Raw genomic sequence first — 22,324 nt, 5'->3', positions numbered from 1 at the left:
CCAAGACCACCTTCTACCTGCACCTCAAGGAGTGCGAGTTTCGCTTCAACCATCGCCACGACGACCTCTATCGGGCGACCCTTAAGTTGCTACGATCCAACCCCCTCTGAGGGGCGTTTGCTTCCTAAGACCCTTTTCAAAGGGGGCAATGGTTTCGTCGGTGGTTGTTGCTAGAGCAAATCCCCCGGCGCAGACGGATTCGCCTGAAGCACGCAACGCGGGCGCCAGCCCCCTTTTTCAAAGGGGGCAATAGTTCGTCGGCGGTTGGTACTGTGGGTTACTGCAGTTGCCGTTGCTGTTCCCCCCTTTGAAAAAGGGGGGCAGGGGGGATTTGCTTTTCGCTCCAAACACCCAGCGACCTCACCACGCAGCCCGGACAACCCAACCAGAAAGCCACCCGGCATTCTTCCCACCCCAGCCGAGCACTAAACTACCCGGACCGGAGGCGAACCCATCGCCCCAATCGTCATCCAAACGAGACCTCCTTCGCTCCCCCATCGCCCGCGCAAGGATTCCCCATTGATCTACGACGTAGTGATCGCCGGTGCCGGCCCCGTCGGCCTGTTTCTCGCCTGCGAGCTTCGCCTCGCAGCCCTGTCGGTGTTGGTGATCGAGCAAGCCGAAGACCCCAGCGCCCCTCTGAAACGGCTCCCGTTCGGCATGCGAGGCCTTTCGACACTCACGCTCGAAGCCTTCTATCGCCGCGGCTTGTTGAACGACATCGAACCGCCGCAACCCGCTACCGACTCGGCCAGCAACACCACAGCCGCCCGCCAAGCGACGCAAAAGCCGCGACGCCAATTCGGCCACTTCGCCGGCATCCCCTTCGACTCCGCCAAGATCGACACCGCCAAGTGGCCGTATCGCCTGCCCAGCCCCGCCGACACCAACACGGGGGCCGAGATGGAACGCATCGAGTCCATCCTGGCCGCTCGCGCAACCGCGATGGGCGTCGAGATCAAGCGCGGGCTGCGCGTCGAAGGCCTTGATCAGCTAGACGATGAAGTCGCCATCCGCGCCAACGGCGAAACCTTTCGCGCCCGCTGGCTGGTCGGTTGCGACGGCGGCCGCAGCGTGGTGCGTAAAGCCGGCGGTTTCGAGTTCGTCGGCACCGATCCCGAGTTCACCGGCTACTCGGTTCGCGTCGAAATCGCCGACCCGCACAAGCTCAGCCTGGGTCGCCACTACACGCCGACCGGCATGTACTTTCAGGCGCAGCCCGGGACCATCGCCATGACCTCCTTCGACGGCGGCGCGTTCCACCGAACCCAACCGGTCACGCTGGATCAAGTGCAGACGGTGCTGCGCCACATCTCCGGGACCGACGTCACCGTGACCGCGCTGCTGCTCGCCACCACCTGGACCGACCGCACCTATCAGGCGACGGCTTACCGCAACGGGCGCGTGTTGCTCGCCGGCGACGCCGCGCATATCCACTCGCCCCTGGGCGGCCAGGGGCTCAACCTCGGACTCGGCGATGCGATGAACCTGGGATGGAAGCTGGCCGCGACCGTCCGCGGCGACGCGCCGGCCGATCTGCTCGACAGCTATTTCAGCGAACGCCATCCGGTGGGCGCGCAGGTCCTGGACTGGTCGCGCGCGCAGGTCGCGTTGATGCGGCCCAGCCCGAGTTCCCGCGCGCTCGAAGCCATCATGCGCGACCTCATCGACACGCGCGATGGCGCCACCTACTTCGCAGAACGCGTGTGGGGCGTCGGTCTTCGCTACGACTTCGGCGACAGCCACCCGTTGACGGGGCGCAGCGCTCCCGACTTCGAGTTGATCGATGGGACCCGGCTCGGCGAACTGCTGCGCAACGGCAAGGGCCTGCTGCTGGACTTCGACGCCGATGCGCCGTTGCGCGCGCTCGCGCAGCGATGGAGCGATCGGATCACCTATGTCGCCAGCGACGCCAAGAACCGGCTGGGCGTGAGCGCCGTGCTCGTGCGCCCGGATGGCTTCGTCGCCTGGGCAGGCGAGAGCGTGGCCGAACATGAGCAAGCCGCCCAGGCCGCGGCCCGATGGTTCGGCGAACCCGAAAGCTGACGCGCGATTCCGATCGTTAGCGGTCTTCGATCCGGATGTGGATCGGCACGCCGGCGCTCAGTCGCCGAGCCCCCGAGGCAGCGCCAATCCCGATGCGCCCGCAACCACTTTGCGCACGCTGGACACCGCCGCCGACGATAGCGAACGATGCACCAGGAAAGCCGGCGCACTGCCGCCGATGTCGGTCAGCGAAGCGTAGGTCAAGCGCGTGCCGGTGCCGATCGGCGTCATCGTCCACTCGCCGCGCGCGCGCAACGCAATGCAGTCCGGCATCGGTTTCCTGCCGGCATAGTCGAGCGACACGAACTTCACCCGCATCTCGCCGTTGGCCAGCGCGTGCCGCTCGAAGCGCATGGAGTAACAACGGTCGCTGGTGACCGACGTGCTGAGCACATCCGACCACAGCGCCATGTCCGGCCCGCGCTGGATGAAGGTACGGCTGATGTTCTTGTTCTTTTCGTCCAGGTACTTCCCGAGCAGATAGTCCGCGACCGTCTTCGGCGAAACCTTCAGCGACGTGGTGACACGCAGCTCATCGAAACGCTCACCGGGAATCCGCCGCGCCTCCAGGCGGATGCCGTCCTTGTCGCTGACCGAGCGCCACGGGGGCGCCGGTTCGCCGGCGAACGCCGGCCATGCCGCCGGCAGGAACAGAAGACAGGCCAAGTACCGGGCCGACCCGCGCGAAACCGCCGGAACCCGGCATGAGACTGGAATGCGGAACCTGGCCATCGTCGTCTCCCGGCGCTTGAGCCATACCGCGGATTCGATGCCACGGGGATGACAGGGTCAAGACAACCGGGGTTCGATCGGCCGCGCCCGGCTCGGCCAGGCGCAGGAATCCGGGCTTCGACGCCGATACGACCAGCGCGCGGCCGAACCACAGGGAAGCGGCTCTGGCCGCATCCCGGTGGTTCGGCGAATCGGAAGATTTGATGTCGGCTACGGCGCGAAACCGCTGTTCAGCCGCGGCCTCGCGCAGAGCCGCCGCGCGCGTCCGATCAGCCGCGAACGGCGGCCTCGATCGTGGCGATATCGATCTTCTGCATCTTCATCATGGCGTCGAACGCGCGCTTGGCCACCTTCTTATCCGGATGAGTGAACGCATCCGTCAACGCACGCGGGGTGATCTGCCACGACAGCCCCCACTTGTCCTTGCACCAGCCGCACTCGCTTTCCTTGCCGCCGTTTCCGACGATCGCGTCCCACAGACGATCGGTCTCGGCCTGATCGTCGGTGGCCACCTGGAACGAGAACGCCTCGCTGTGCTTGAACATGGGCCCGCCGTTCAAACCGATGCAAGGAATGCCCATCACCGTGAACTCGACCGTCAGCACATCGCCCTGCTTGCCGTCGGGATAATCGCCGGGCGCGTGATGCACCGCCCCCACCGTGCTGTCCGGAAACGTCTGCGCGTAGAACTTCGCGGCATCCAAAGCGCCGCCGTCGTACCACAGACAAATCGTGTTCTTGCTGATCGCGTTCTTGCTGACCATCGCCGTTCTCCTGTCTTCACAGCGGATACGTGCATTCAAGTCGCGCAGAGCGCCGCAATGCGTGGGCGCGCTGCCGGCCACGAGGCGTATGCACAATCGTCTCATGGCGCCGCCGCATGCCCGATCACATGTTTAAACGCGGCCCGGGCGAGTGCCGGGCAAAAGTATCATCAGGAGGGCGGAAAACAACGGGACAATGTCACCTGCCCGACCTGACATTTCGATGGTGGCGATACCCGATTGTTGAAACCCGCCGTCGTCCGGCGACGGCAATCAGGTCGCGCGCGCGAGCAATACGAGGTCTTCGTCCTGCGCCAACGCTTCGGCGTCGTATTGGAACAGTCCGGACGCGGAGACCTCGATCATGCAGCCGCGGTGCAGATACGCCCATTCCGCCGCAACGCAGCCAGGCAGCGCCGTCTGTTCGGCGATCATGACAACGACCACGCCGCGCGCATCGCTTCCCCAGCGAATGCTGTCGCCCAGTCGGACGTCTTGGCCTTCCTGATAGTGCAGTGTCGTCATCGCCCCATGCCCTGCACCTTGTGCGTTTCCTCCTGCGTCTGCCCGAGCGCCTGGGCCTGGGCCGTTTGCCGGGCGATACGCTCGTTGACCGCTTCTACCTTTTCGAACGAAGCCGCTTCCGGCGTGCGAGCGGCCTCATCCGTTTTCATATGCGCCCGCAGGTGCGCCGGGTCATCGAGCCGCCCTTGCACGACGAAGACGTTTTCGCCTGCGGCGACGTGTTCGTTTTTGACACTGAAGACCACGTGATCTACTTGCGATAGGCCACTGCCTTTCGCCAGAACCAACAAGCTTGCTGTCAAACGCTCGCTGGTTTCGTCCCATCGGCGGCCGTGTTGGTGGTCCTGCTCGCGTACCTTGTCAGCAATTTGCGAGTACAGCAGATGATCTGCATGTCCAGGCTGCGACGGAGTCAACTTTGCGGGCGCCCGCACAGACGCATCCGAGAGAATCTCCGGATCGATGGGGATGTGTTGATTCTGATTCGCACCGGTCCGCGTATGTTCGAAATGATGCAGAGCCGGCGGCGACTGGCCGGTATCGTAGTAAGCCTGCGGACGCTCGGGGTTTGGATCAATCTCCAATCCAAGCCGTTCGATCAAGCGTTCGTTGAGGCGCAAAGCCGTCATATCGATATGCATCCGCGGCTCGATCCCGCCGACCGCATGGGCGTGCTTGCGATCAATCGTGACTACTCGCTCTATCGCATTCCTGCCGTAATAGTTCGGATAGTCCGCTTCCTTATGCGGGCCCAGCCCCGTCGTTCTCCCCTCCGGTACACCGGGAGTATGGGCCGGAGCCTTGTCGAAGTAGTTCCGCTCCATCGCAGAAATGTTGGCGGGTGTTGGCTCCAAGCCGAAATCCTGACTGAAAACAAGACCACCGCGCGGTATCGCGGTTCGCGAGGCGTCAATCTCGATGAAATCACGCACCTGGGAGGCCTTCGAAGCCAAAACGTCATCCAGTTTGCCGAGAGTTCCCGCTTGTGCCATACGGCTAACCACCGCGTTCCACCCGGCCACCTCGGCGCGCGCTTCGTCCTCTCGCCCAGCCTGGATCAGTTTGGATATCGGCGTCGTGTAGTCGTTGATCGGATTTCGGTCGCGCGCAATGTCGCGCACTTCGCGGTCGAAGACTTCGTATGCCTCGCGCTTTCCCTGGTGATTGAAGCCATGCTGGACTTCATGACCGATGACAAACGTCAGGTTATCGGGATTGAATCCCGACTGATTGACGGAACTCTTTGGCAGAAGTCTGCCCGCCGGCAGATTCATGGTCTTGGAGTCGCCATCGTAAGTTCCACCGGCGCCAAATCCAGGATCAAGAATGGCGAAGTTCTTCAGATGTGCTTCCGGCTCAGCGTTCACTGCCTTGCGCAGCTGAGCGGCCAGAACAGGGGACGCATTGATGGTGTCCTGCAAATTTCCGATCATTTCCTGGGATATCGGATTTTTGACGCCCGCGTCATCGACATAAGTTCCGCGCGAGAAGCGGAGGCTCATATCTTGCAGCTTCAACGTCGCAACTAATTCGTCGGAAGGATGTCGTTCCAGGCCGTTCAACGCGGTGGCGGGCAAGGTTACGACCCCCGAGGCCATGTCGTAGCTTCCGATCGAATGCGCCGCCCCTTCCTGCGTCGCTGAAAAGCCCGTCAGATATCCTTGCTTCGCCGCTTCGTTGAGATTCTTCGAAAGTGCATCATCGGCGCGGATCGCGGCCTTCAATGCCTCCTGTTGGGTTGCCTCTTGCAACCGAGCGATCGCGGCTTCCAACTGCGGATTCGGCCTGCTCACGGCTTACTCCGCGCTATGAACTGAAACCGATTCGACGCAAGCCCTGGTGGCTGCGTCGTCGCGCGACAGCGGCACACCCCACTCGCGAATCAGAACATCTACCTTTCCCTTCCTGAACGAGTAATTTTCCAGCTGCCCGATTTCCCCGTACTCAGGCCCACCGGAGTACCCGGCACGCTTGAGTTCGGAGACGAAGTCGTTCAAACCGACTTCGCAAACAGGTGTTGGATCTTGACCGGCCGTCTTATTGGCGAAGTCCAGACTGAGCGTCTTCTTCGTCATGCGAGCCAGCTCGAGGTAGTCGACGCCATAAGACCATCTGCTCTCGGGAAGGGCGATGCGGAAGGCGTAGCCATCTGAGATGGTCCGTTTCAGGGGAAGGCCGAGTCCCTGTGAAACAGTCGCAACCGAAAGGTCGTCGACGCTGTCCAAAGAGACCAGGAACTTGAGGAATTTTCTGGACACCTCGCCGGGGGTCAACTCGGGATATTCCGCGAGCGAACTTAGCTTGTAATCGCTGGATGACGTCATGTCTTTGAGCTCCTTGGGGGCAACAGTTTCGGCTGAATTTTTCGACCCGTGAGCACACGCGGTCAAAGCAATACAGTTTAATGCGAGCAGCGTGGCCGCCGCGCGACTCGAAAGCAAGAACGTAGGGCGATACTGATAGTTGCGCATTCCCTGCACCAATCGTTTGGCAGACGCATGGAGCATAAGCGAGCCATCACGCAGCGCATAGCGAACGCGGTTCGATCTAGAGCAAAATCGTGCACGGCGACGGATTTAGACTGCTTAAAGTACGCAAAAGCACCCAACTCAAGCCCCTCCCGCGACGGGGTGCGCCGTGCAAGTGGACTGTAAACACGGCGGTCACGGCGGTGCTCCGGTTACTTCAACGAAAGGAACAACTCTTTGAGATAAGCGATACGCGCCCGAGTCCGCTCCACGCGACAAGCCTCGGTCAAGTCCGCCGCCTCGCGGCGCGACATGCCTTGGGCGAAAGGTTCCAGCAAACAGTCGGCATCGCGAGACGCTGCCCAGGCCTTGTGCGATCCACTCTGATAGGTGGACAGATCATCGAGGTAGGCCGGGTCACCGTTGGCGTAGGACGCATACTGCTTGCGTGCCTTGGCCAGGGCGTCCTGACTCAGTGCGACCAGTTGCTGGTCCAGCCGATACATGTCCCCGTACGGTTTGCACGCATGCAACCGCATGCGCTCGCAATCGGCGATCTCGTCGTCGGGCTTCTTTGAGAAACACAGCTCACGCGCCTTCACGTCTCCGACGGCGGAGCAGTCTTCTTCGGCCGCTGGTGCCGGCGGCGCGCTTGCACCACGGACGGGGTGCGCTGCGGTAGCGCTGCCGCATCCCAGCAGTAGGGCCACCACCACTGCTCCGAGCCGTAAACCTTGGAATCCGAGCATCCTTGGCCAACTCCTTGTAAAGACTTCTTGGCGATGCTTCCAGTCAATGCGGACAGATCAATTGACCGACTGCGTCAGCGTGATAGAGCTGACACATTCAGAGCCCGGACTTGGGGTGGAAAAGATCACCAGCATTCCGTTTCGCTTGGCAGTGAATGTCCGCCCGCGCTCATTGTCGTGCTCTTGGGGCTGGCCACTTGCGGTGGTTACGCCCGTTATCGCCCCAGCTCGCGCAAGCGGAAAGCACTTTTCTTCACCAAGAGCGAGGCCAAATTTTCGTTCGCCTTGGTAGTTCTCGATGGACGCACCGTCGATGACGTATCCATCAGCGAGCCTCATCGCGCGCCCGACTTTCATGATCGGTGGGTCTTGACGGAATACGCTGAACTGACCGATCGAACGAAGGTCCTTGGATATGCGGTCGTAGCCACTGGCTCCCTGTTCAAGCGGCAGGCGAAGAATGTCTTCGACCGTCAAGTCGGCGGAATCGCTCTGCATCACTGACTTTGTTCCCGACTTACTTGCACAACCCAGCGGAAGCAGGAGAAACAATGTGCCAACAATGCACCGATGAATCTCTGGACGTTTCATTTAGGCCGACACTCCCTGTTCTCTGACGCTAGCCTAGGCGCGTCAGACGCGGGCGACAATGCGTTTCGTCGGTGCCACTGAGCGACTCGTTACGCACGCTGGAGGCCATCAGCGCCGCCCATGATCAGTCAGTGGCTCAACTCGCGCCGACGCCCGATCGGCCGATCACTCGCTGAGCCCATCTCGATTTCACTGCCAAGGCCGTGTGATCAGTCGCCGCTGTTCCTAGTTTTGCAGCGCATCGACAACACCCTCTCCGCCACACTGAGCGCACAACTCGAAAACCGCCCAGCGCCCCGAGTCATCGGAATACTCGTTGCACACGTCACCGGTGCCTCGGCAAGGCGCGCACCAATGAAAGCCATGGCGAGTGGAGCCGTCCCCTCGGCGAGCGGCCGACAAGAACAAGCGCTTACGGATGTCTCGTTTGAGAGCGTCGGTATCCGTCATATCGCCTCGCTAACCCGCACCTCGACTTTGTCGCGTCGAGTTTGGCATCCGGCTCGCTGACCTGTCAGCCCATTCAATACCGGCGGCGCGTGTGACTACGGATTCGCGCGGTTACTCACCGGCTGGGTCGGGATGACCTCGGCTAAGGTGTCGGTTTCAGCGCAGAGGAAGGCGAGTGGGACGCCGAGCGATTGCAAGGCCTTCGCTATCGATGGAACACCCGCACTCCGGCATCAAGGGTCGGCAGCGGCATTGGCCCGCAGTGCGCCTGCGCAAGAAGAATATCGGGAAACTCGGCCAACAGTTCCGTCAGCGACAGTTCGCAGAGTTCTTCCTCCGACTCGCCATACGGCACATCGCAGTAGTAGTGCAGGATGAGCTCCTGCGTCTCGGGATGCCATAACACCGTAGCAGCGGCCACTTGCTCAGTCAGATTGCGCCGGATGATCCCCTGCGCGGCAAGAAACAAAGATCTATCATCCATAGCGCCGCTCCTCTCCACTCTCGATACGCGCCGCCCCATCAAGCCGCCGGGGTCGCACGCTCATGCTATCGGCTATACGCCGCTCTGCCCTTCCGCACCGGACGCGCCGGCGGATGAACCTGTCCAGCGGAAGGCCAGGACGCGGGTCCGGTGTGCCAACAAGGCACATCGATGAGCAAAAAATACATTCCGGAAGGCGAAAGAGCCTTAAAGGAAAGCCGGCGAGTCATTCCTTCAAGGCTTTTTCGGCTTCGCGAAAGCTGCGGCGGGACTACGGAGCGTGAATTTCAGACTCGCGAGAGCGACGGACGCTTTCCGGAGTCGGGATTTCGGACTCGCGAGAGTGAAATCGGCTTTTCGGGGAGTGGATTTCGCTTTCGCGAGCGTGGCGTCGGCCTTCGGGAGTGCGGATTTCGCTCTCGCGAGTCCCGAATTCACGCTCCGTCATCCCTCAGCGGGATTCGCGAAGGTCTCGGTGGTCATCCGCAATGAGGCTGGGGAACACACGCAGGCCCGGACGGGCCTCCGGCGTGGTGCTTCGGACTGAGGAAACGCCCGTGCGGTCCGACGCAACGCCGGCGCTACGCGCGCCAGAGCCCGACTTACGAACCCGCACGGCCTGCGGACGCTTGCACCAGGCGGGCCTTGAGGTCGGCCACGGCCTTGCGCTGCTCGGGTTTGGACAACAGGCCCAAGGTCAGGATGGCCTCGGCCATGGTGTCGGTTTCGGCGTAGAGGAAGGCGAGCGGGACGCCCAAGGCCTCGGCGATGCGGCGCGCGGTCGCCAGATCGGCGTCATGGACCGCCTTCTCGTAGCGGTTGATCCGGACGATGGCGGTTTCTTGCAGCGAATCAATAGCCATTGTTTTGCCCCCTCCTCAAAAAATGCGAATGTTCGAAATCGCAAGATAAGGGAGCATATAAACAACTTATTCGTCAATTACGTTAATCGTAATTACGAAAAACGTAATAAGCAATGTCTATTGATCAACAAAAATTACGCCGAAACATAAATAGATATTCACACACCCCACAAAATGGCCCACCCGAGCAACGAGACGCTATCACTCCCAGTTCTGATTTATGCATCGATGCAAACTAAATCCCGATTTACTTCCATCAATCCTAACGACAGCGAAGCATTTAGACCCTTCTTCAGCAATCATAGTAGAGAAATGGTCGAGACCAGATCCAACTTTGTGCTCACGATCCTTGTGAAGACCAAACAAGGCACCTACGTCAACTGCGTCCTGTCCTTCGATCCGCTCGCCGACCTTGTACGTATTTAATATTCTACGATAATGATTTGTAGCATCTGTTTTGCTATCGAAGTGCAACACTCCAACGTCAATCGGAATTTTCTTTCCCATCTGGCACCTCCTTGGCTTTGTTGCCTACCAAATTCAGACCTACCAACTCATCAACAATCACAGACGAAATACTTACAGCTGAAAAATCAAACCTTCGAAGAAATGCCGCAACGTCATCGACTGTCATTTCTGAATCATTTGCCAGATCTGCGATAGCAGCAGCGCTTATTCGCGACAAACCAAGCTCAATCATTGATCTAGCAGTTTTTGTAGCCACACCGAGTTCAAGCGCTAACGAGAAATCAAAAATAGATTTCTTTTTATCAGCAGCGTCGTTTCTTTCAAGAACCTCTCCTATCACATCGATATATGCCCTACCCAGCTGAACCCACTTGAATCTCAACTCGTCCTCGATGAACTCGAATCCAGTTCTGATGTGAGGATCTACGCTATCGCTCGCTCTAGATTTTTTCTGCTTGCTCTTTATCCATTTTGAGAGAATGACCGGATATTTGGTACCTCTCATCCAGGGCAACGCATAGTTTGAAACAAATCCGCCCAGCTTTACGGCATTTTGCAGAAGAACCTCGCGAGCTAACGAGTTGAACACCCTGGAGTAAACACTAAATGCTCTAGGCGCCGTCGGTTCGCATGGTATGTACTCTGCTATGTCCCCACTGAGAAAAAGCAATTCAAGATGATCTCTTAGCCTTGCCATTCCAAATGGATCAACTGTCCAATTCTCTTCAATTACTACGGCAGGCAACTTAATAATTCCAACGCCGTTTGTTGCAGCAACAGCAAGAGCGCCAATCTCGTCGCCACTAAGACCGTCTATTCGCGTGAGGGCAGTCTTGGCCGTCCCCTTAGCTGCTCTCGCAAGCAAGTATCCAGCTGCCGCTCGAATATCCGATGCGGCGTCATCCCCCCTCTTTTTTTCTTTAGGCATTGCTCCATTCAAGGCATCAATAACTCGCGACGTATTAGCCGTGACAGCCTTAGCCAAAGCCGATACAACTTTTAAATCACTAGGTTGATCTAAAGGCCTTTCATCCCAAGCATTGTAATCGATTAGAAAAACGTTACCTACGACATCCTTGCTCAATCGACCCGCTCTACCAATAAAATTCCATAGCATTGCCGGATCAAGTTTAGTTCCCTGCCCACGGGTGGGGGTATCTATAAAGATGTTTCGCGCAGGGAGGTTGACTCCTTGAAATAGAGTCGTAGTACAAACTAGGAATTTCAGATGGCCATCTTGGAAGCATTTTTCGATGGCCTCGCGAAGAAGTGCGGGCATTTTACCGTAATGAAAAGCTACTCCATACATGACCTTCCTAGCGAGACCGTAGCGGTCGTGAATATGCTCCCGTATAAAATCAGACAGTTTTTTTAGGTGCGGATTATTCTGCTCCTCCAGCCCTATAACTAAACGCGAAGCCGCCTTATCAGCCTCCACGGGGCCGCTGGCATACACGAGGGACCCGCCTTCCGCACCTAGCTCAAGTGCTACTGAAGTTAGGCGTGTCGCAGCCGCCCCCATACCTAATTTTGTATTTACTCTTTGAAGATGTGTCTGACCACCCTCGCTTAGAAGAAATAGATCAAGCGCATGAGGCTCACCTTCAACCGCTTGTACAACTATCCGGTTCTGAAGCACCGGCGATAATTTTGTTTCGTTTAGTGAAACGTTTTCTACGCCGGCGGATCTTAGAGCACTTGGGAATCCCGTGCCCCCCGGTGAAAGCAGAACAACTTGAACATTCTTATCCCGGTCCAAGATGCGCTCCAAGCAGTCTTGAAGAATCATCCCTCGGGCGCCATCCCCGATGTTCTGCGCTTCATCAATTACAAGTAGATTCGGAGAAATATTGCTAACTGACAGCAATACAGACAATCGCTCCTGGGTAAGAACGTAAAGAACCTTTTCTGTACCTGCGGGCGCTACCGCTGGAACTGTCGAAATATGGAGTCCAGGGATGTCCGATAACTTCGCAGCTAGCTTTCCGTAAACCTCACCCAGCAGAGCGCGAGTGGGAGCCAAGTACACTCCTGACAATCTCGCGGCCCCAATGTACCGCTTACACAAGTACTCAATTACGACAAATGATTTTCCGGCTGAAGTTGGGGCCGATATAGACCCTACCCTTATTTCAGGGAGTGCCTTCCAAACATCGAGCTGGAAATCCGTGAGGGCAGCGGCCCCACTGTGAAGATCTATAGTATTTAATTCACGCAGCAAATGAACTCGTAAATCCGCTGCCAACGTGAAATCAGCACTGTTGACGTTGTGCCTGACATATTCGATGCTCGGGAAATTCCCGACTTGCGCAAGTACCGAAACAGCCGTTTCGAATATTGCGCCATCTTTCGACACTAGCATCGCACTCAGCGCAATCGATTGAGCAAGAAAAATATCCTTCTCAAACTTTGATTGCGAGAAAACCGATGCGCTGTACAAGAGGCGACGCAATATTGCTTCATTTTGCTGACATGCCCCGTTTGCTCGCAGCGAGGCCACTACTCCAGATGAGCGGACGTTGTTGTAGTCCGTCCAAAAATTATCATGGGATCGGATGCTGGCTGCCAGATCCGTGGCGAAACCCGTCATTTAGATACTCCCGCCCCAAAAATCTCTCTCAATCTGTTTTTATCTGGCACCGCAAGCAACCAGACTTGTAAATGAGAAGGGCTCAACCCCCGCTTTATTGCTCCATCGTTCAGCGCATTCTGATAGCTCGGCCTCTTGGATTCATATTTTTTTGAGAAGCCGTCTTCGTGATCCTTAGGTGGAGCCCCATTCTTAGGTAGCTTTTTATTGAAAGCGGACTCCGAGTAACAAATAATTCCTACGGACCGCTCCACTCTTTGAGATTTGTTATCCCCATAAATATCCAGATAACTCAATGCCAGCGCCCGCTCGCTTGGCGAAAGGGTATCAAAATTGCCGAGATCGTTGATTATAGAATTCTCAAGCAAGTATTGTTTTCGATTCGCTGAGAAATCGGCAGTCGACTCACAATATTCACCGATTCCTTTTGCCGCTGTCTCGGAGAGCTTTGACTCCAAGAAATATAGAGTCATGATGCCGTCTTCAAACTTGGCATGCAGGCCGTCAACGCCATAAACAGGCATATTTGCGCTGGTCTTTAGCAACATTTTTGATGCTATTTGAAAGGCTCCCAACCATTCATTAGCAACGAGGTAGGCGAGTAACTCGCCTACCTCACTGGCCCGCCCTGGATTTTTCGAGTCGTACTCTATGAATTTGTTCCGAGCCTCCCTTGCTAGACGCTCGATGGGCGCGTAATCCCCTCCAGCATCCTGGGCTTCGCCCAAGACTTTCAGCCTTTTTCCGAGAGGAATCACGTAATTGACGACTTGATTAAGAAGAAAGGTCGCCAGAGCTTCTATATCTGGCTCATCCTCCCTGAAACGAGCAAATAGCAGATTGACGTCGCCGGGCGGAGAAACACTTCCGCAAGCAGCAATATAAGTCTGCACTTTTGTGTGCTGCTTCAACTTCGCTAAGGCAGCCGTTAACGCCTTCTGATCCTTGTCAGACATCCCCCCCTCCAAGCCTGCTCAGCGTGGCTGCCGCCAGTCTTGATCGCACGATGGAACGAGTCAACTAGAGCCTTTAATCGTGCGAACGAACATTTGCACGTAAAACTTAGGGAAAAACGGCCACACAGAGAGAGTCCAGACTTTTTTGATAAAAAAAAGCAGCCCGAAGGCTGCTTTTTCAGATCTGATGGAACCTTAAACCCCCAAGGGATTCGGCTTGTCCACATCAATCTTGTACTGCTTAATAGCCCTCGCCACATCCTTCCCCGTCATCTTCCCCTCCGCCGCCAGCGCCGCAATGGCCGCATGCGCGATGTAGTAGCGATCAACCTCGAAGTGACGGCGCAAGTTAGCGCGGGTATCGGAGCGGCCGAAGCCGTCGGTGCCCAGCACGGTGTAGCGCATCGGCACGAAGGCGCGCACTTGCTCCGGGTACATGCGGATGTAGTCGGTCGCGGCGATCGCCGGGCCTTGGCGGCCTTCCAGCAGTTCGGTGATGTACGGCTTGCGCGCGGTCTTCGCTTCCGGGTTGAGGCGGTTCCAACGCTCGGCGTCGCTGGCGTCGCGGGCGAGTTCGTTGAAGCTGGGGCAGGACCAGATGTCGGCGGTGACGCCGAAGTCTTTGTCCAGCAACTCAGCCGCGGCGATGGCTTCGCGCAGGATGGTGCCGCTGCCCATCAGTTGCACGCGCAGTTCGCCCTTCTTGGGCTTGCCGGCGTCTTTCAACAGGTACATGCCCTTGATGATGCCGTCGGCGCTGCCTTCGGGCATGTCGGGGTGGGTGTAGTTTTCGTTCATCAGGGTGAGGTACCAGTACTCATCCTGTTGTTCGGTCAGCATGCGCTGCATGCCGTGTTGCAGCAGGGTCACGACTTCGTAGCTGAAGGTCGGGTCGTAGCTGCGGCAGTTCGGGATCAGGCCGGCCTGGACCATGCTGTGGCCGTCTTCGTGTTGCAGGCCTTCGCCGTTGAGCGTGGTGCGGCCGGCGGTGGCGCCGAGCAGGAAGCCGCGCGCGCGCATGTCGGCGGCTTGCCAGGCGCTGTCGCCGATGCGCTGGAAGCCGAACATCGAGTAGTAGATGTAGAACGGCAGCATCTGCAGGTCGTTAGTGCTGTAGCTGGTCGCGGCGGCGAGCCACGAGGAGAACGCGCCTGCTTCGGTGATGCCTTCTTCCAGCACCTGGCCGGTGGTGTCTTCGCGGTAGTACATCAGCTGGTCGCGATCGACCGGCTTGTACTTCTGGCCGTGAGGGGCGTAGATGCCCAATTGGCGGAACAGACCCTCCATGCCGAAGGTACGCGCTTCATCCGCGACGATGGGGACGATACGGGGACCGACTTGCTTATCGCGCAGGGCGATGTTGAGGGCCTGCACGAACGACATGGTGGTGCTGATTTCGCGCTCGCCGGTGCTCTTGAGCAGGCGGTCGTAGGTTTCGAGCTTGGGCACTTCCAGCGAGGTGCTGGCTTTGCGGCGACGCTGCGGCAGGAAGCCGCCGAGGGCCTTGCGGCGCTCGAGCATGTATTCGACTTCCGGCGATTTTTCGCCGGGGTGGTAGAACGGGACAGCGCCGTCTTTCAGTTGCTCATCGGTGACCGGGATGTTGAAGCGGTCGCGGAACAGGCGGACGGCTTCGTCGTCCATCTTCTTGGTGCCGTGGGTCGGGTTGAGCGATTCGCCCGACGCGCCCATGCCGTAGCCCTTGACCGTCTTGGCCAGGATGACGGTGGGCATGCCCTTGGTGTTGACGGCTTCCTGGTAGGCGGCGAAGACCTTGTGCGGGTCGTGGCCGCCGCGGTTGAGGCGCCAGATGTCGTCGTCGGACAGGTTGGCGACCAGTGCGGCGGTTTCCGGGTATTTGCCGAAGAAGTTGTCGCGGGTGTATTTGCCGCCGAAGGCTTTGCAGTTCTGGTATTCGCCGTCGACGGTTTCCATCATCAGTTGGCGCAGCTTGCCGGTGGTGTCGCGCGCCAGCAGCGGGTCCCAGTAGCTGCCCCAGATGGTCTTGATGACGTTCCAGCCGGCGCCGCGGAATTGGCCTTCCAGTTCCTGGATGATCTTGCCGTTGCCGCGCACCGGGCCGTCGAGGCGCTGCAGGTTGCAGTTGACGACGAAGACCAGGTTGTCGAGGCCTTCGCGGCCGGCGACGGAGATGGCGCCGAGGGATTCGGGTTCGTCGGTTTCGCCGTCGCCGAGGAAGGCCCAGACCTTGCGGTCGGACTTCGGCATCAGGCCGCGGCCTTCGAGGTATTTCCAGTTGCGCGCCTGGTAGATGGCGCTGATGGGGCCCAGGCCCATCGACACGGTCGGGACTTGCCAGTAATCGGGCATCAGCCACGGGTGCGGGTAGGAGCTCAGGCCGCGGCCGTCGACTTCCATGCGGAAGTTGTCGAGCTGGGATTCGCTCATGCGGCCTTCGAGGAAGGAGCGTGCGTAGATGCCGGGGGAGCTGTGGCCTTGCACGCCGATGACATCGCCGGGGTGATCGGCCGAGGGCGCGCGCCAGAAGTGGTTGAAGCCGACGTCGTACAGGGTGGCCGCGGAGGCGAAGCTGGCGATGTGACCGCCGAGGTCGCCGGGCTTGCGGTTGGCGCGCACGACCATCGCCATGGCGTTCCAGCGGATCAGCGAGCGGATGCGCCATTCCATCGCGGCGTCGCCGGGGCTCTTGGCCTCCAGGTGTGGCGGGATGGTGTTGATGTATTCGGTGGTGGGCTGGAACGGCAGGTGGGCGCCGGCGCGGCGGGTGACCTCGACCATACCTTCGAGCAGTTGGTGGGCGCGCTCGGCGCCGTCGCGGGCGATGACGGCCTGGACGGATTCGACCCATTCCTGGGTTTCGGTCGGGTCGGGGTCGTTCTGCAGGAGGTCGTGCAGGGAGCTGGCAAGCGGCTGGTTCATCTATCTCGCGGCCCCGTGGCCGCGCCTCGAATGTTGGGGGACGGATTAGAGCGTCGAGTCTAACAAACGGGGGATGGGGTTCGGCTTGCTTTGGGTGGTCGGTGGGGTGGGATAGTTCGTATTGGCTATGGATGAATGGTGCTGGGGGCCGGGATACGGTGGGGTTTGGTTGGGCTTGGCGGCTGGAAGAGCAAATCCCCCCTGGCCCCCCTTTTTTAAAGGGGGGGAATGCTTCGGGTGGGGGGCGTGGTGGGTGGTGCGGTGATGTGTCCCGGTTATCCGAAGCGGTGCAGTAGCCGCTACTGAAATCCCCGAGATGGATTCCCCCCTTTGAAAAAGGGGGGCCAGGGGGGATTTGCTTTTGCCGTCCAGCCCATCAAGCCGGCGCTCCCCGCAACACCAAAATCCCCGCCACGATCAGCCCCACCCCGCCCAGCTTCATCGGCGTGATGGATTCGCCGAACAGCATCGAACCGATCAGCACCGTGCCGGCGGCGCCGATACCCGTCCACACCGCATACGCGCTGCCCACCGGCAAGGCGGTCAGCGCGCGGCCCAGCAGCCAGACGAAGGCGATCAAGGTGACCACCGAGGCCGCCGTCCACCACGGCCGGGTGTAGCCCTGCGAGAGTTTCATCGACAAGGCCCAGGCCACGTCGATCAAGCCGGCGGCGATCAGCATCATCCATGCGGTCGAGGCTTTCATGCAGGCGCTCGCTCGGGTTGTGCGCGCGCGTCCTCGCGTTCGCGGCGCAGCGCGTCGCGCACGCTGTCGCGTTGGCCGATGCGGTCCAGATAAGCGTCCAGGGCCGGGTACGGATGCAGGTCCATCTTCAGCACGCGGGCCCAGCCGGCGATGGTGTAGAGGTAGGCGTCGGCGATGCTGAAGCGCTCGCCCAGCACGAATGCGTTCTTGGCCAGATGGCGGTCCACCAGCGCCAGGCGCGGCTGCAGGCGTTCGCGGGCGATCCGCGCCGGCGCTTCGCCGTACTCGGGGTGGAACAGCCACGGGCTGAAGAGTTTGTGCAGCTCCGAACTGATGAAGGTCAGCCATTGGTTCAACTCGATGCGCTCGGCGCTGCCCGGTGCGGGGGCGAGACCGCTGTCGGGGTGTTGGTCGGCGAGGTATTGCAGAATCGACACGCCTTCGTGCAGCACGCGGCCGTCGTCGAGTTCCAGCAGCGGGACGTAGCCCAGCGCGCCGAGTTCGCGGAAGTCGCGGCCGTCGGCGACCACGATGGGGTCTGGGCCGATGCGCACGCGGCGCAGTTCGGCCTCGATGCCCAGTTCGCGCAGGACGATATGCGGGGCGAACGAGCAGGTGTGCGGGGTGTAGTAGAGCTTCATGAGCGTGTATCCGTGAGGGAGTGGCGCTACTCTCGTCGAACGCCCCGGCGCCCGGAATACGGCGCGACCCCAAGGATTGCTTGCGGATGCGACAACCTCGATTGTCCCTGGAAGATTTCGATCTGCTGCGCGCGATCGGCGCGCACGGCAGCCTCAGCGGCGCGGCCAAGGCGTTGGCGCTGGACCATTCCAGCGCGTTCCGGCGGCTGGCGGCGATCGAGGCGCGTGCGGGCGCGGCGCTGTTCCGGCGCAGCCGCAGCGGCTATACCGCGACCGAGGCCGGGGCGATCGCGATCGCGGCGGCGCAGCGGATTCTCGACGACGCCGATCGCCTGCAACGGCAACTGGCCGGGCGCGATGCGCAGGCCGAGGGGCGTTTGCGCATCACCATCCCCGACACGCTGGCCGGGGTGGCGGCGCGGATGTGCGCGGCGTTCACCGCGCAGCATCCGCAGGTGCGCTGCGATCTGATCGTCGCCAATGCCTTCGTCAATCTGCAGCAGCCCGACGCCGATGTAGCGCTGCGGGCGAGCGCGTTGATGCCCGATGGGTTGTCGGTGCGGCGGATCGCTTCGATTTCCACCGCGGTGTATGTGGCCGGCGGCGCGAAGGTGGGCAAGCGTTCGGCCTTGTCCGACGGCGAGTGGGTGGGGTTCGACGATGCGCTGTCGCATTTGTCGTCGGCGCATTGGCTGCGCGCGAACGTGGATGAGGCGCGCATCGCGATGCGGGTGAATTCGCTGCCGGCGGCGTTGGCGGCGTGTCAGGCGGGGATCGGGCGTGCGCTGCTGCCGTGCTATTTCGCCGATGCGGCGGGCGGGGTGAAGCGGTTGTCGGCGCCGATGGCGGAGGTGCCTACCGAGTTGTGGTTTGCGATCCATCCGGATCTGCGACGCTCGGCTCGGGTGAAGTTGTTGCGGGAATTTGCGATGGGGTGGTTGCCTGGGCGGGTTGAGGTGGCTTAGGGGATTGGACGGGAGCTGCGCTGGAGGGGGCCGGCTGAAGTCGCTGGATTCCCGCGTTCGCGGGAATGACGAGCAAAAACGTTCGCGGCTGCATCTACGACGCCACCCTCCTACCGTCATTCCCGCGAACGCGGGAATCCAGCGACTTCAGCGAGCCGCCACCCGAAAGCCGCCTCCCTCACCCCATCTCCCCATCCAACCACCGCAAGAACGCCTTCACCGGCGGATGCCGTTCGCGGCCGGGCACGCACAGCACGTGATAGCGCTCGCCCGGCACCGTGATCTGCGGCCGATACGGCGCCAGCAAGCCGCGCGCAACAGCTCCCGCAGTCACCACCGAACTGGCCAGCACCAGGCCCTGCCCCGCGCTCGCCGCGTGCAGCGCGTAGTGCTCTTCGTCGTAAGCGCGCATGACCACGCCGGGTTTCATCCAGTCCAGGCCGGCGCGCTCGCACCAGGTCTCCCAACTGCATTCGTACAGCCGCGAATCACCCCAGGCCACGGTGATCAAGGTCGGCGACGGTTTGGCCGCTTCGATTTCGATATGAGCAGGCGCGCCGTAGACGCCGAAGTGTTCCTGCATGCCGCCGTGCCGATGCAGTCCGGCCGGCACCGCGCCGCCGTAGCGGATGGCCAGATCGACGCTGGCGTCCTGGTTGAGATCGATCACCTGCGCGCCGGTGTCGATACGCACGGCGATGTCGGGATGCTGTTGGTAGAAGCCGCCCAGGCGCGGGATCAACCACAGCGCGGCGAACGAGGCGGTGGTGGTGACGGTCAGGCCGCCGCTGCTGCGACGCGGACGCAAGGCATCCAGCGACTGGGCGATGTCGAGCATCGCGCCGTGCAGATCGCGGAACAGCCGGCGGCCTTCGCCAGTGAGGGCGACGCCGCGCGGCAGGCGTTCGAACAGGGCCTGGCCCAGCCAGTGCTCCAGTTGTTTGATCTGGTGCGAGATCGCGGTCGGGGTGACGTGCAGTTCCTCGGCCGCGGCCTTGAAGCTCAGGTGGCGGGCGGCGGATTCGAAACTGCGCAGGGCGGTCAGCGGGAGCTCGGCGAACATGGTCTGGCCTGAATCTGGCTCATGTCGGAGCGATTATCGTCATTTGTGGCAGGCGTAGGCGGCAAATAGATTCATCGCTCCCGCCACGGCCCCGCCCCGATGACCGAAGCCCACACCCCTGCCCGCCTGTTGATCCTGGTCGCCAGCCCGCGCCGCGACGGCAACAGCGCCACCTTGGCCGCGGCGGTGGAACGCGGCGCGTGGGCGGGCGGGATCGACGCGGCGGTGCGCTTTATCGACGATCACCTCGACGGGTTGGTGCGCGATTGCCGACAGTGCCGCGACGACAGCGGGCGTTGCCGGATCGACGACGGGTTCGGCGAGTTGTTCGTCGATCAATTTTTACCCGCCGACGGCATCGCGCTGTGCACGCCGGTGTATTGGTATGGGATGTCGGGGCAGGCGAAGGTGTTCTTCGATCGGATGTTTTGTTACTTCGCCAAAAGCCACGCCGGTTCGGCGCAGGTGCGCGAGCGGATCAAGCGCAAGCGCGTGGCGTTGCTGACGTCGTCGGAGGAAATCTACCCGGCGATCGCGCTGGGGATCGTGCATCAGTTGCAGGAGTACGCGCGCTACACGCATTCGCAGTTCATCGGCGCGGTGCATGGGTGGGGGAATGGGCGCGGTGAGGTCGCGCGCGATCCGCAGGGGTCGGTGGCGGCGGCGGAAAGCTTGGGGCGGCAGTTCTTCGAGCGGCCGTATCTGGACTTGCAGATGGATTCGCCGCGTTGAAGTTTTTTGTAGGAGGGCCTTCAGGCCCGATGTTTTTCGATCAGATGGCCTGAAATTACATTGATCTGATCGAAAGGCATCGGGCCTGAAGGCCCTCCCACAAGATCAAGGGCCAAGGCGGCTTCGAGCCGCGATCAAGCCGGCCAGACCTGCCGCTCTTCGCTTTCTTCCACCGCCCGCCAACGCAGATGCGCGGCGATGCGCGCTGCCATCGCGTCGTACCAATCCGGCGGTTCGGAATAAGGACAGATCAGTTCGATGATGTCGATGCGCGGAATGAATTTGCCGTCGCTGGCGTAGCCGCCGCGGCCGTTGTCCTTGGCAAGGATCATCAGCATCTGCGGCTGGCCGGGCACGGATTCGAATTCGACCGGGCCGATCTGGCGCAGCTCGGGTTGCGCGGTGAGGTAAGCGGTCAGGGCTTCGGTGTCCGCCGGCTCGGCTTGCGATGCGGCGGGGCGAAGGGTGAGGTACCAGCTCATGCGGGGGCGGGCCTTGGAGGTGATGGCGATCGGAGCGAAAAGCGTCGGGCCTGAAGGCCCTCCCACAACAGCGGGCCGCTTCGAGCGCGAATCAGCGCAGGCCGAACCACGAGCGCGGCAGCAGCAGCTTCAAGGCGCGTTCGGCGCTCTTGCGGCGCAGGCCGCGCTGGGCCAGGCCGCGCATCACCGGGCCCAGCCAGCGCCAGCGCGGTTGCGCGATGATCGCTTCGCGCGCGTCGGCTTCGATGCGGTACATCGCCAGTACTTGCCGCGCCAGGCGGCGCTTGCGTTCGGGCAGTTCCGGCATCTGCCGCAGGCACGATTCCAGATCGTCGGCGGTGCCGCGATAGAACTGCACGGTGCGCTCGTAACGGCGGCGGGTGGCGACCGCGCGCGGTTCGTCGCGCGCGAACACGGTGCCGCTGACGCTGCCGGGATGGCGCCGGTATTGGATCAGCGGCTGGCGCAGGCATAGCGACTGGCCCAGCAGCGCGCCGCGCAGGCTCAGCGCGTTGTCTTCGATCGGGCCAAGCAGCGGGCCGAAGCGGTCGTAGACGCAGCGGCGGAACGCCATGGTCGCGCCGAGCAGGCCGATCAGGCGGCCGATGCGCACGTAGTAATCGAGTTCGTACCGTTCCGGGCGCGCGCGGAAGCTGACCTTGATCGGTTCGCCGCGCGTGCCGATGCCGTCGAAATCGCTGCCGAGCACGGTCGCGCCGGGCGTGTCCTCGAACGCGCGCACGATGGTGGCGACGCGTTCGGGATAGGCGATGTCGTCGCCGGCCATCATCACGATGATGTCGCCGTGGGCGAGCGTCATCGCATCGTTGAAATGCGCCGACACGCCCAGGTTGCGCTCGGTGCGGCGCACACTGACCCGGTGCGGGCCGCGATAGGCGGCGACCATTTCCACCGCGATGTCGAAGGTTTCGTCGTCGGAGCAATCGTTGGAAACGATGATCTGGCACGGCACGGTCTGGGCGAAGGCGCTTTCGATCGCGGCGCGGATGTAGTCCGCGTCGCGAAAGCACAGCAGCAACACGCTCACCTGCGGCCGCGGCTCGGCCACCGGGACGAAGGTGGGCGCCGCCGATACCGGCAGCGGTTCGCTGGCCAGTACGGCGTTCAGCGCGCCCCCTTCGCCCATG

21 protein-coding genes and 2 pseudogenes are annotated in these 22,324 nt (G+C 61.0%); 5 read left to right on the top strand and 18 right to left on the bottom strand.

The annotated features are described in order from the left end of the window. Together AB4Y92_RS22375 and AB4Y92_RS22370 are read left to right on the top strand one after the other, a co-directional pair. Positions 1-110 (top strand): annotated as a pseudogene (locus tag AB4Y92_RS22375) (IS1595 family transposase); the annotation flags it as partial. A 409-nt stretch (positions 111-519) separates the two neighbouring features. Next, complete coding sequence (locus AB4Y92_RS22370; protein ID WP_441821664.1) at positions 520-2,046, top strand: FAD-dependent monooxygenase; 1,527 nt, start codon at positions 520-522, stop codon at positions 2,044-2,046. A 57-nt stretch (positions 2,047-2,103) separates the two neighbouring features. On the opposite strand, the gene AB4Y92_RS22365 is transcribed toward AB4Y92_RS22370, so the two are convergent. The 15 genes from AB4Y92_RS22365 to AB4Y92_RS22295 all read right to left on the bottom strand — a co-directional run bounded on the left by AB4Y92_RS22365 (position 2,104) and on the right by AB4Y92_RS22295 (position 17,934). After that, positions 2,104-2,712 carry a hypothetical protein gene (locus AB4Y92_RS22365; protein ID WP_441821663.1) on the bottom strand — a complete coding sequence of 203 codons (609 nt, stop codon included), beginning with the start codon at positions 2,710-2,712 and terminating at the stop codon, positions 2,104-2,106. 335 nt (positions 2,713-3,047) lie between these two features. After that, a complete protein-coding gene (locus AB4Y92_RS22360; protein WP_441821667.1) occupies positions 3,048-3,542 on the bottom strand; it encodes a VOC family protein in 495 nt (164 codons plus the stop codon). Between the two features lie 273 nt (positions 3,543-3,815). Continuing rightward, a complete protein-coding gene (locus AB4Y92_RS22355) occupies positions 3,816-4,067 on the bottom strand; it encodes a hypothetical protein (RefSeq protein WP_441821662.1) in 252 nt (83 codons plus the stop codon). After that, positions 4,064-5,839 carry an XVIPCD domain-containing protein gene (locus AB4Y92_RS22350; protein ID WP_441821661.1) on the bottom strand — a complete coding sequence of 592 codons (1,776 nt, stop codon included), beginning with the start codon at positions 5,837-5,839 and terminating at the stop codon, positions 4,064-4,066. Before AB4Y92_RS22350 ends, AB4Y92_RS22355 begins: the two co-directional genes overlap by 4 nt. Before the next feature lie 24 nt (positions 5,840-5,863). Beyond that, on the bottom strand, positions 5,864-6,538 hold the full coding sequence (locus AB4Y92_RS22345; RefSeq protein ID WP_441821660.1) for a hypothetical protein: 675 nt from the start codon (positions 6,536-6,538) through the stop codon (positions 5,864-5,866). Between the two features lie 209 nt (positions 6,539-6,747). Then, a complete protein-coding gene (locus AB4Y92_RS22340; protein WP_441821659.1) occupies positions 6,748-7,284 on the bottom strand; it encodes a lysozyme inhibitor LprI family protein in 537 nt (178 codons plus the stop codon). A 57-nt stretch (positions 7,285-7,341) separates the two neighbouring features. After that, positions 7,342-7,875: a hypothetical protein gene (locus AB4Y92_RS22335; RefSeq protein ID WP_441821658.1), complete on the bottom strand. Its 534-nt coding sequence runs from the start codon at positions 7,873-7,875 to the stop codon at positions 7,342-7,344. A 655-nt stretch (positions 7,876-8,530) separates the two neighbouring features. After that, on the bottom strand, positions 8,531-8,809 hold the full coding sequence (locus AB4Y92_RS22330) for a hypothetical protein (protein WP_441821657.1): 279 nt from the start codon (positions 8,807-8,809) through the stop codon (positions 8,531-8,533). 602 nt (positions 8,810-9,411) lie between these two features. Then, positions 9,412-9,672 carry a hypothetical protein gene (locus AB4Y92_RS22325; protein WP_441821656.1) on the bottom strand — a complete coding sequence of 87 codons (261 nt, stop codon included), beginning with the start codon at positions 9,670-9,672 and terminating at the stop codon, positions 9,412-9,414. 201 nt (positions 9,673-9,873) lie between these two features. After that, complete coding sequence (locus AB4Y92_RS22320; protein WP_441821655.1) at positions 9,874-10,179, bottom strand: DCL family protein; 306 nt, start codon at positions 10,177-10,179, stop codon at positions 9,874-9,876. Further along, positions 10,157-12,730 (bottom strand): DEAD/DEAH box helicase, encoded by a 2,574-nt coding sequence (locus tag AB4Y92_RS22315; RefSeq protein WP_441821654.1) that lies wholly within the window; start codon positions 12,728-12,730, stop codon positions 10,157-10,159. The genes AB4Y92_RS22320 and AB4Y92_RS22315 overlap by 23 nt, the downstream gene beginning before the upstream one ends. Further along, on the bottom strand, positions 12,727-13,686 hold the full coding sequence (locus AB4Y92_RS22310; protein ID WP_441821653.1) for a HamA C-terminal domain-containing protein: 960 nt from the start codon (positions 13,684-13,686) through the stop codon (positions 12,727-12,729). Before AB4Y92_RS22310 ends, AB4Y92_RS22315 begins: the two co-directional genes overlap by 4 nt. A gap of 195 nt (positions 13,687-13,881) precedes the next feature. Next, positions 13,882-16,587, bottom strand: coding sequence for a pyruvate dehydrogenase (acetyl-transferring), homodimeric type (gene aceE, locus AB4Y92_RS22305; protein WP_441821652.1), 2,706 nt, complete (start codon positions 16,585-16,587; stop codon positions 13,882-13,884). A gap of 376 nt (positions 16,588-16,963) precedes the next feature. Beyond that, positions 16,964-17,293 carry a DMT family transporter gene (locus AB4Y92_RS22300; RefSeq protein ID WP_441821651.1) on the bottom strand — a complete coding sequence of 110 codons (330 nt, stop codon included), beginning with the start codon at positions 17,291-17,293 and terminating at the stop codon, positions 16,964-16,966. Beyond that, positions 17,290-17,934, bottom strand: coding sequence for a glutathione binding-like protein (locus AB4Y92_RS22295; protein ID WP_057941477.1), 645 nt, complete (start codon positions 17,932-17,934; stop codon positions 17,290-17,292). Before AB4Y92_RS22295 ends, AB4Y92_RS22300 begins: the two co-directional genes overlap by 4 nt. Before the next feature lie 86 nt (positions 17,935-18,020). Here AB4Y92_RS22295 and AB4Y92_RS22290 point away from each other — a divergent pair, with 86 nt between their 5' ends. Beyond that, complete coding sequence (locus AB4Y92_RS22290; protein WP_441821650.1) at positions 18,021-18,899, top strand: LysR family transcriptional regulator; 879 nt, start codon at positions 18,021-18,023, stop codon at positions 18,897-18,899. Between the two features lie 178 nt (positions 18,900-19,077). On the opposite strand, the gene AB4Y92_RS22285 is transcribed toward AB4Y92_RS22290, so the two are convergent. Continuing rightward, complete coding sequence (locus tag AB4Y92_RS22285; RefSeq protein WP_441821649.1) at positions 19,078-19,962, bottom strand: LysR substrate-binding domain-containing protein; 885 nt, start codon at positions 19,960-19,962, stop codon at positions 19,078-19,080. 99 nt (positions 19,963-20,061) lie between these two features. Between AB4Y92_RS22285 and AB4Y92_RS22280 the strand changes: the two genes are divergently transcribed. Next, the gene (locus tag AB4Y92_RS22280) at positions 20,062-20,694 is read left to right on the top strand and encodes a flavodoxin family protein (RefSeq protein ID WP_441821648.1); all 633 of its coding nucleotides are present in this window, start codon (positions 20,062-20,064) and stop codon (positions 20,692-20,694) included. A 134-nt stretch (positions 20,695-20,828) separates the two neighbouring features. Here the strand turns inward: AB4Y92_RS22280 and AB4Y92_RS22275 are convergent, their stop codons facing one another. Then, complete coding sequence (locus tag AB4Y92_RS22275; protein ID WP_441821647.1) at positions 20,829-21,176, bottom strand: hypothetical protein; 348 nt, start codon at positions 21,174-21,176, stop codon at positions 20,829-20,831. Here AB4Y92_RS22275 and AB4Y92_RS22270 point away from each other — a divergent pair. After that, positions 21,175-21,255, top strand: a pseudogene (locus AB4Y92_RS22270) (DUF6053 domain-containing protein); the annotation flags it as partial. The gene AB4Y92_RS22275 and the pseudogene AB4Y92_RS22270 sit on opposite strands and share 2 nt — an antisense overlap. A 12-nt stretch (positions 21,256-21,267) precedes the next feature. On the opposite strand, the gene AB4Y92_RS22265 reads toward AB4Y92_RS22270, so the two are convergent. Beyond that, a complete protein-coding gene (locus AB4Y92_RS22265) occupies positions 21,268-22,323 on the bottom strand; it encodes a glycosyltransferase (RefSeq protein WP_441821646.1) in 1,056 nt (351 codons plus the stop codon). Between the last annotated feature and the right edge of the window lies 1 nt (position 22,324).

Origin of the sequence: Lysobacter sp. TAB13 (assembly GCF_052113885.1) — a bacterium.
GTDB lineage: Bacteria > Pseudomonadota > Gammaproteobacteria > Xanthomonadales > Xanthomonadaceae > Lysobacter > Lysobacter gummosus.
The sequence above is the reverse complement of the archived record's forward strand: the minus strand, read 5'-3'. Positions and strand labels throughout refer to the sequence as shown.

What these genes read in the sequence shown, in the direction of transcription:
- AB4Y92_RS22310 (WP_441821653.1), bottom strand. Translation starts at nt 13,686, where the DNA reads ATGTCTGACAAGGATCAGAAGGCGTTAACGGCTGCCTTAGCGAAGTTG.
- AB4Y92_RS22290 (WP_441821650.1), top strand. Translation starts at nt 18,021, where the DNA reads ATGCGACAACCTCGATTGTCCCTGGAAGATTTCGATCTGCTGCGCGCG.
- AB4Y92_RS22320 (WP_441821655.1), bottom strand. Translation starts at nt 10,179, where the DNA reads ATGGGAAAGAAAATTCCGATTGACGTTGGAGTGTTGCACTTCGATAGC.
- AB4Y92_RS22345 (WP_441821660.1), bottom strand. Translation starts at nt 6,538, where the DNA reads ATGCGCAACTATCAGTATCGCCCTACGTTCTTGCTTTCGAGTCGCGCG.
- AB4Y92_RS22285 (WP_441821649.1), bottom strand. Translation starts at nt 19,962, where the DNA reads ATGTTCGCCGAGCTCCCGCTGACCGCCCTGCGCAGTTTCGAATCCGCC.
- aceE (WP_441821652.1), bottom strand. Translation starts at nt 16,587, where the DNA reads ATGAACCAGCCGCTTGCCAGCTCCCTGCACGACCTCCTGCAGAACGAC.
- AB4Y92_RS22315 (WP_441821654.1), bottom strand. Translation starts at nt 12,730, where the DNA reads ATGACGGGTTTCGCCACGGATCTGGCAGCCAGCATCCGATCCCATGAT.
- AB4Y92_RS22335 (WP_441821658.1), bottom strand. Translation starts at nt 7,875, where the DNA reads ATGAAACGTCCAGAGATTCATCGGTGCATTGTTGGCACATTGTTTCTC.
- AB4Y92_RS22340 (WP_441821659.1), bottom strand. Translation starts at nt 7,284, where the DNA reads ATGCTCGGATTCCAAGGTTTACGGCTCGGAGCAGTGGTGGTGGCCCTA.
- AB4Y92_RS22275 (WP_441821647.1), bottom strand. Translation starts at nt 21,176, where the DNA reads ATGAGCTGGTACCTCACCCTTCGCCCCGCCGCATCGCAAGCCGAGCCG.
- AB4Y92_RS22295 (WP_057941477.1), bottom strand. Translation starts at nt 17,934, where the DNA reads ATGAAGCTCTACTACACCCCGCACACCTGCTCGTTCGCCCCGCATATC.
- AB4Y92_RS22360 (WP_441821667.1), bottom strand. Translation starts at nt 3,542, where the DNA reads ATGGTCAGCAAGAACGCGATCAGCAAGAACACGATTTGTCTGTGGTAC.
- AB4Y92_RS22265 (WP_441821646.1), bottom strand. Translation starts at nt 22,323, where the DNA reads ATGGGCGAAGGGGGCGCGCTGAACGCCGTACTGGCCAGCGAACCGCTG.
- AB4Y92_RS22325 (WP_441821656.1), bottom strand. Translation starts at nt 9,672, where the DNA reads ATGGCTATTGATTCGCTGCAAGAAACCGCCATCGTCCGGATCAACCGC.
- AB4Y92_RS22330 (WP_441821657.1), bottom strand. Translation starts at nt 8,809, where the DNA reads ATGGATGATAGATCTTTGTTTCTTGCCGCGCAGGGGATCATCCGGCGC.
- AB4Y92_RS22300 (WP_441821651.1), bottom strand. Translation starts at nt 17,293, where the DNA reads ATGAAAGCCTCGACCGCATGGATGATGCTGATCGCCGCCGGCTTGATC.
- AB4Y92_RS22280 (WP_441821648.1), top strand. Translation starts at nt 20,062, where the DNA reads ATGACCGAAGCCCACACCCCTGCCCGCCTGTTGATCCTGGTCGCCAGC.
- AB4Y92_RS22355 (WP_441821662.1), bottom strand. Translation starts at nt 4,067, where the DNA reads ATGACGACACTGCACTATCAGGAAGGCCAAGACGTCCGACTGGGCGAC.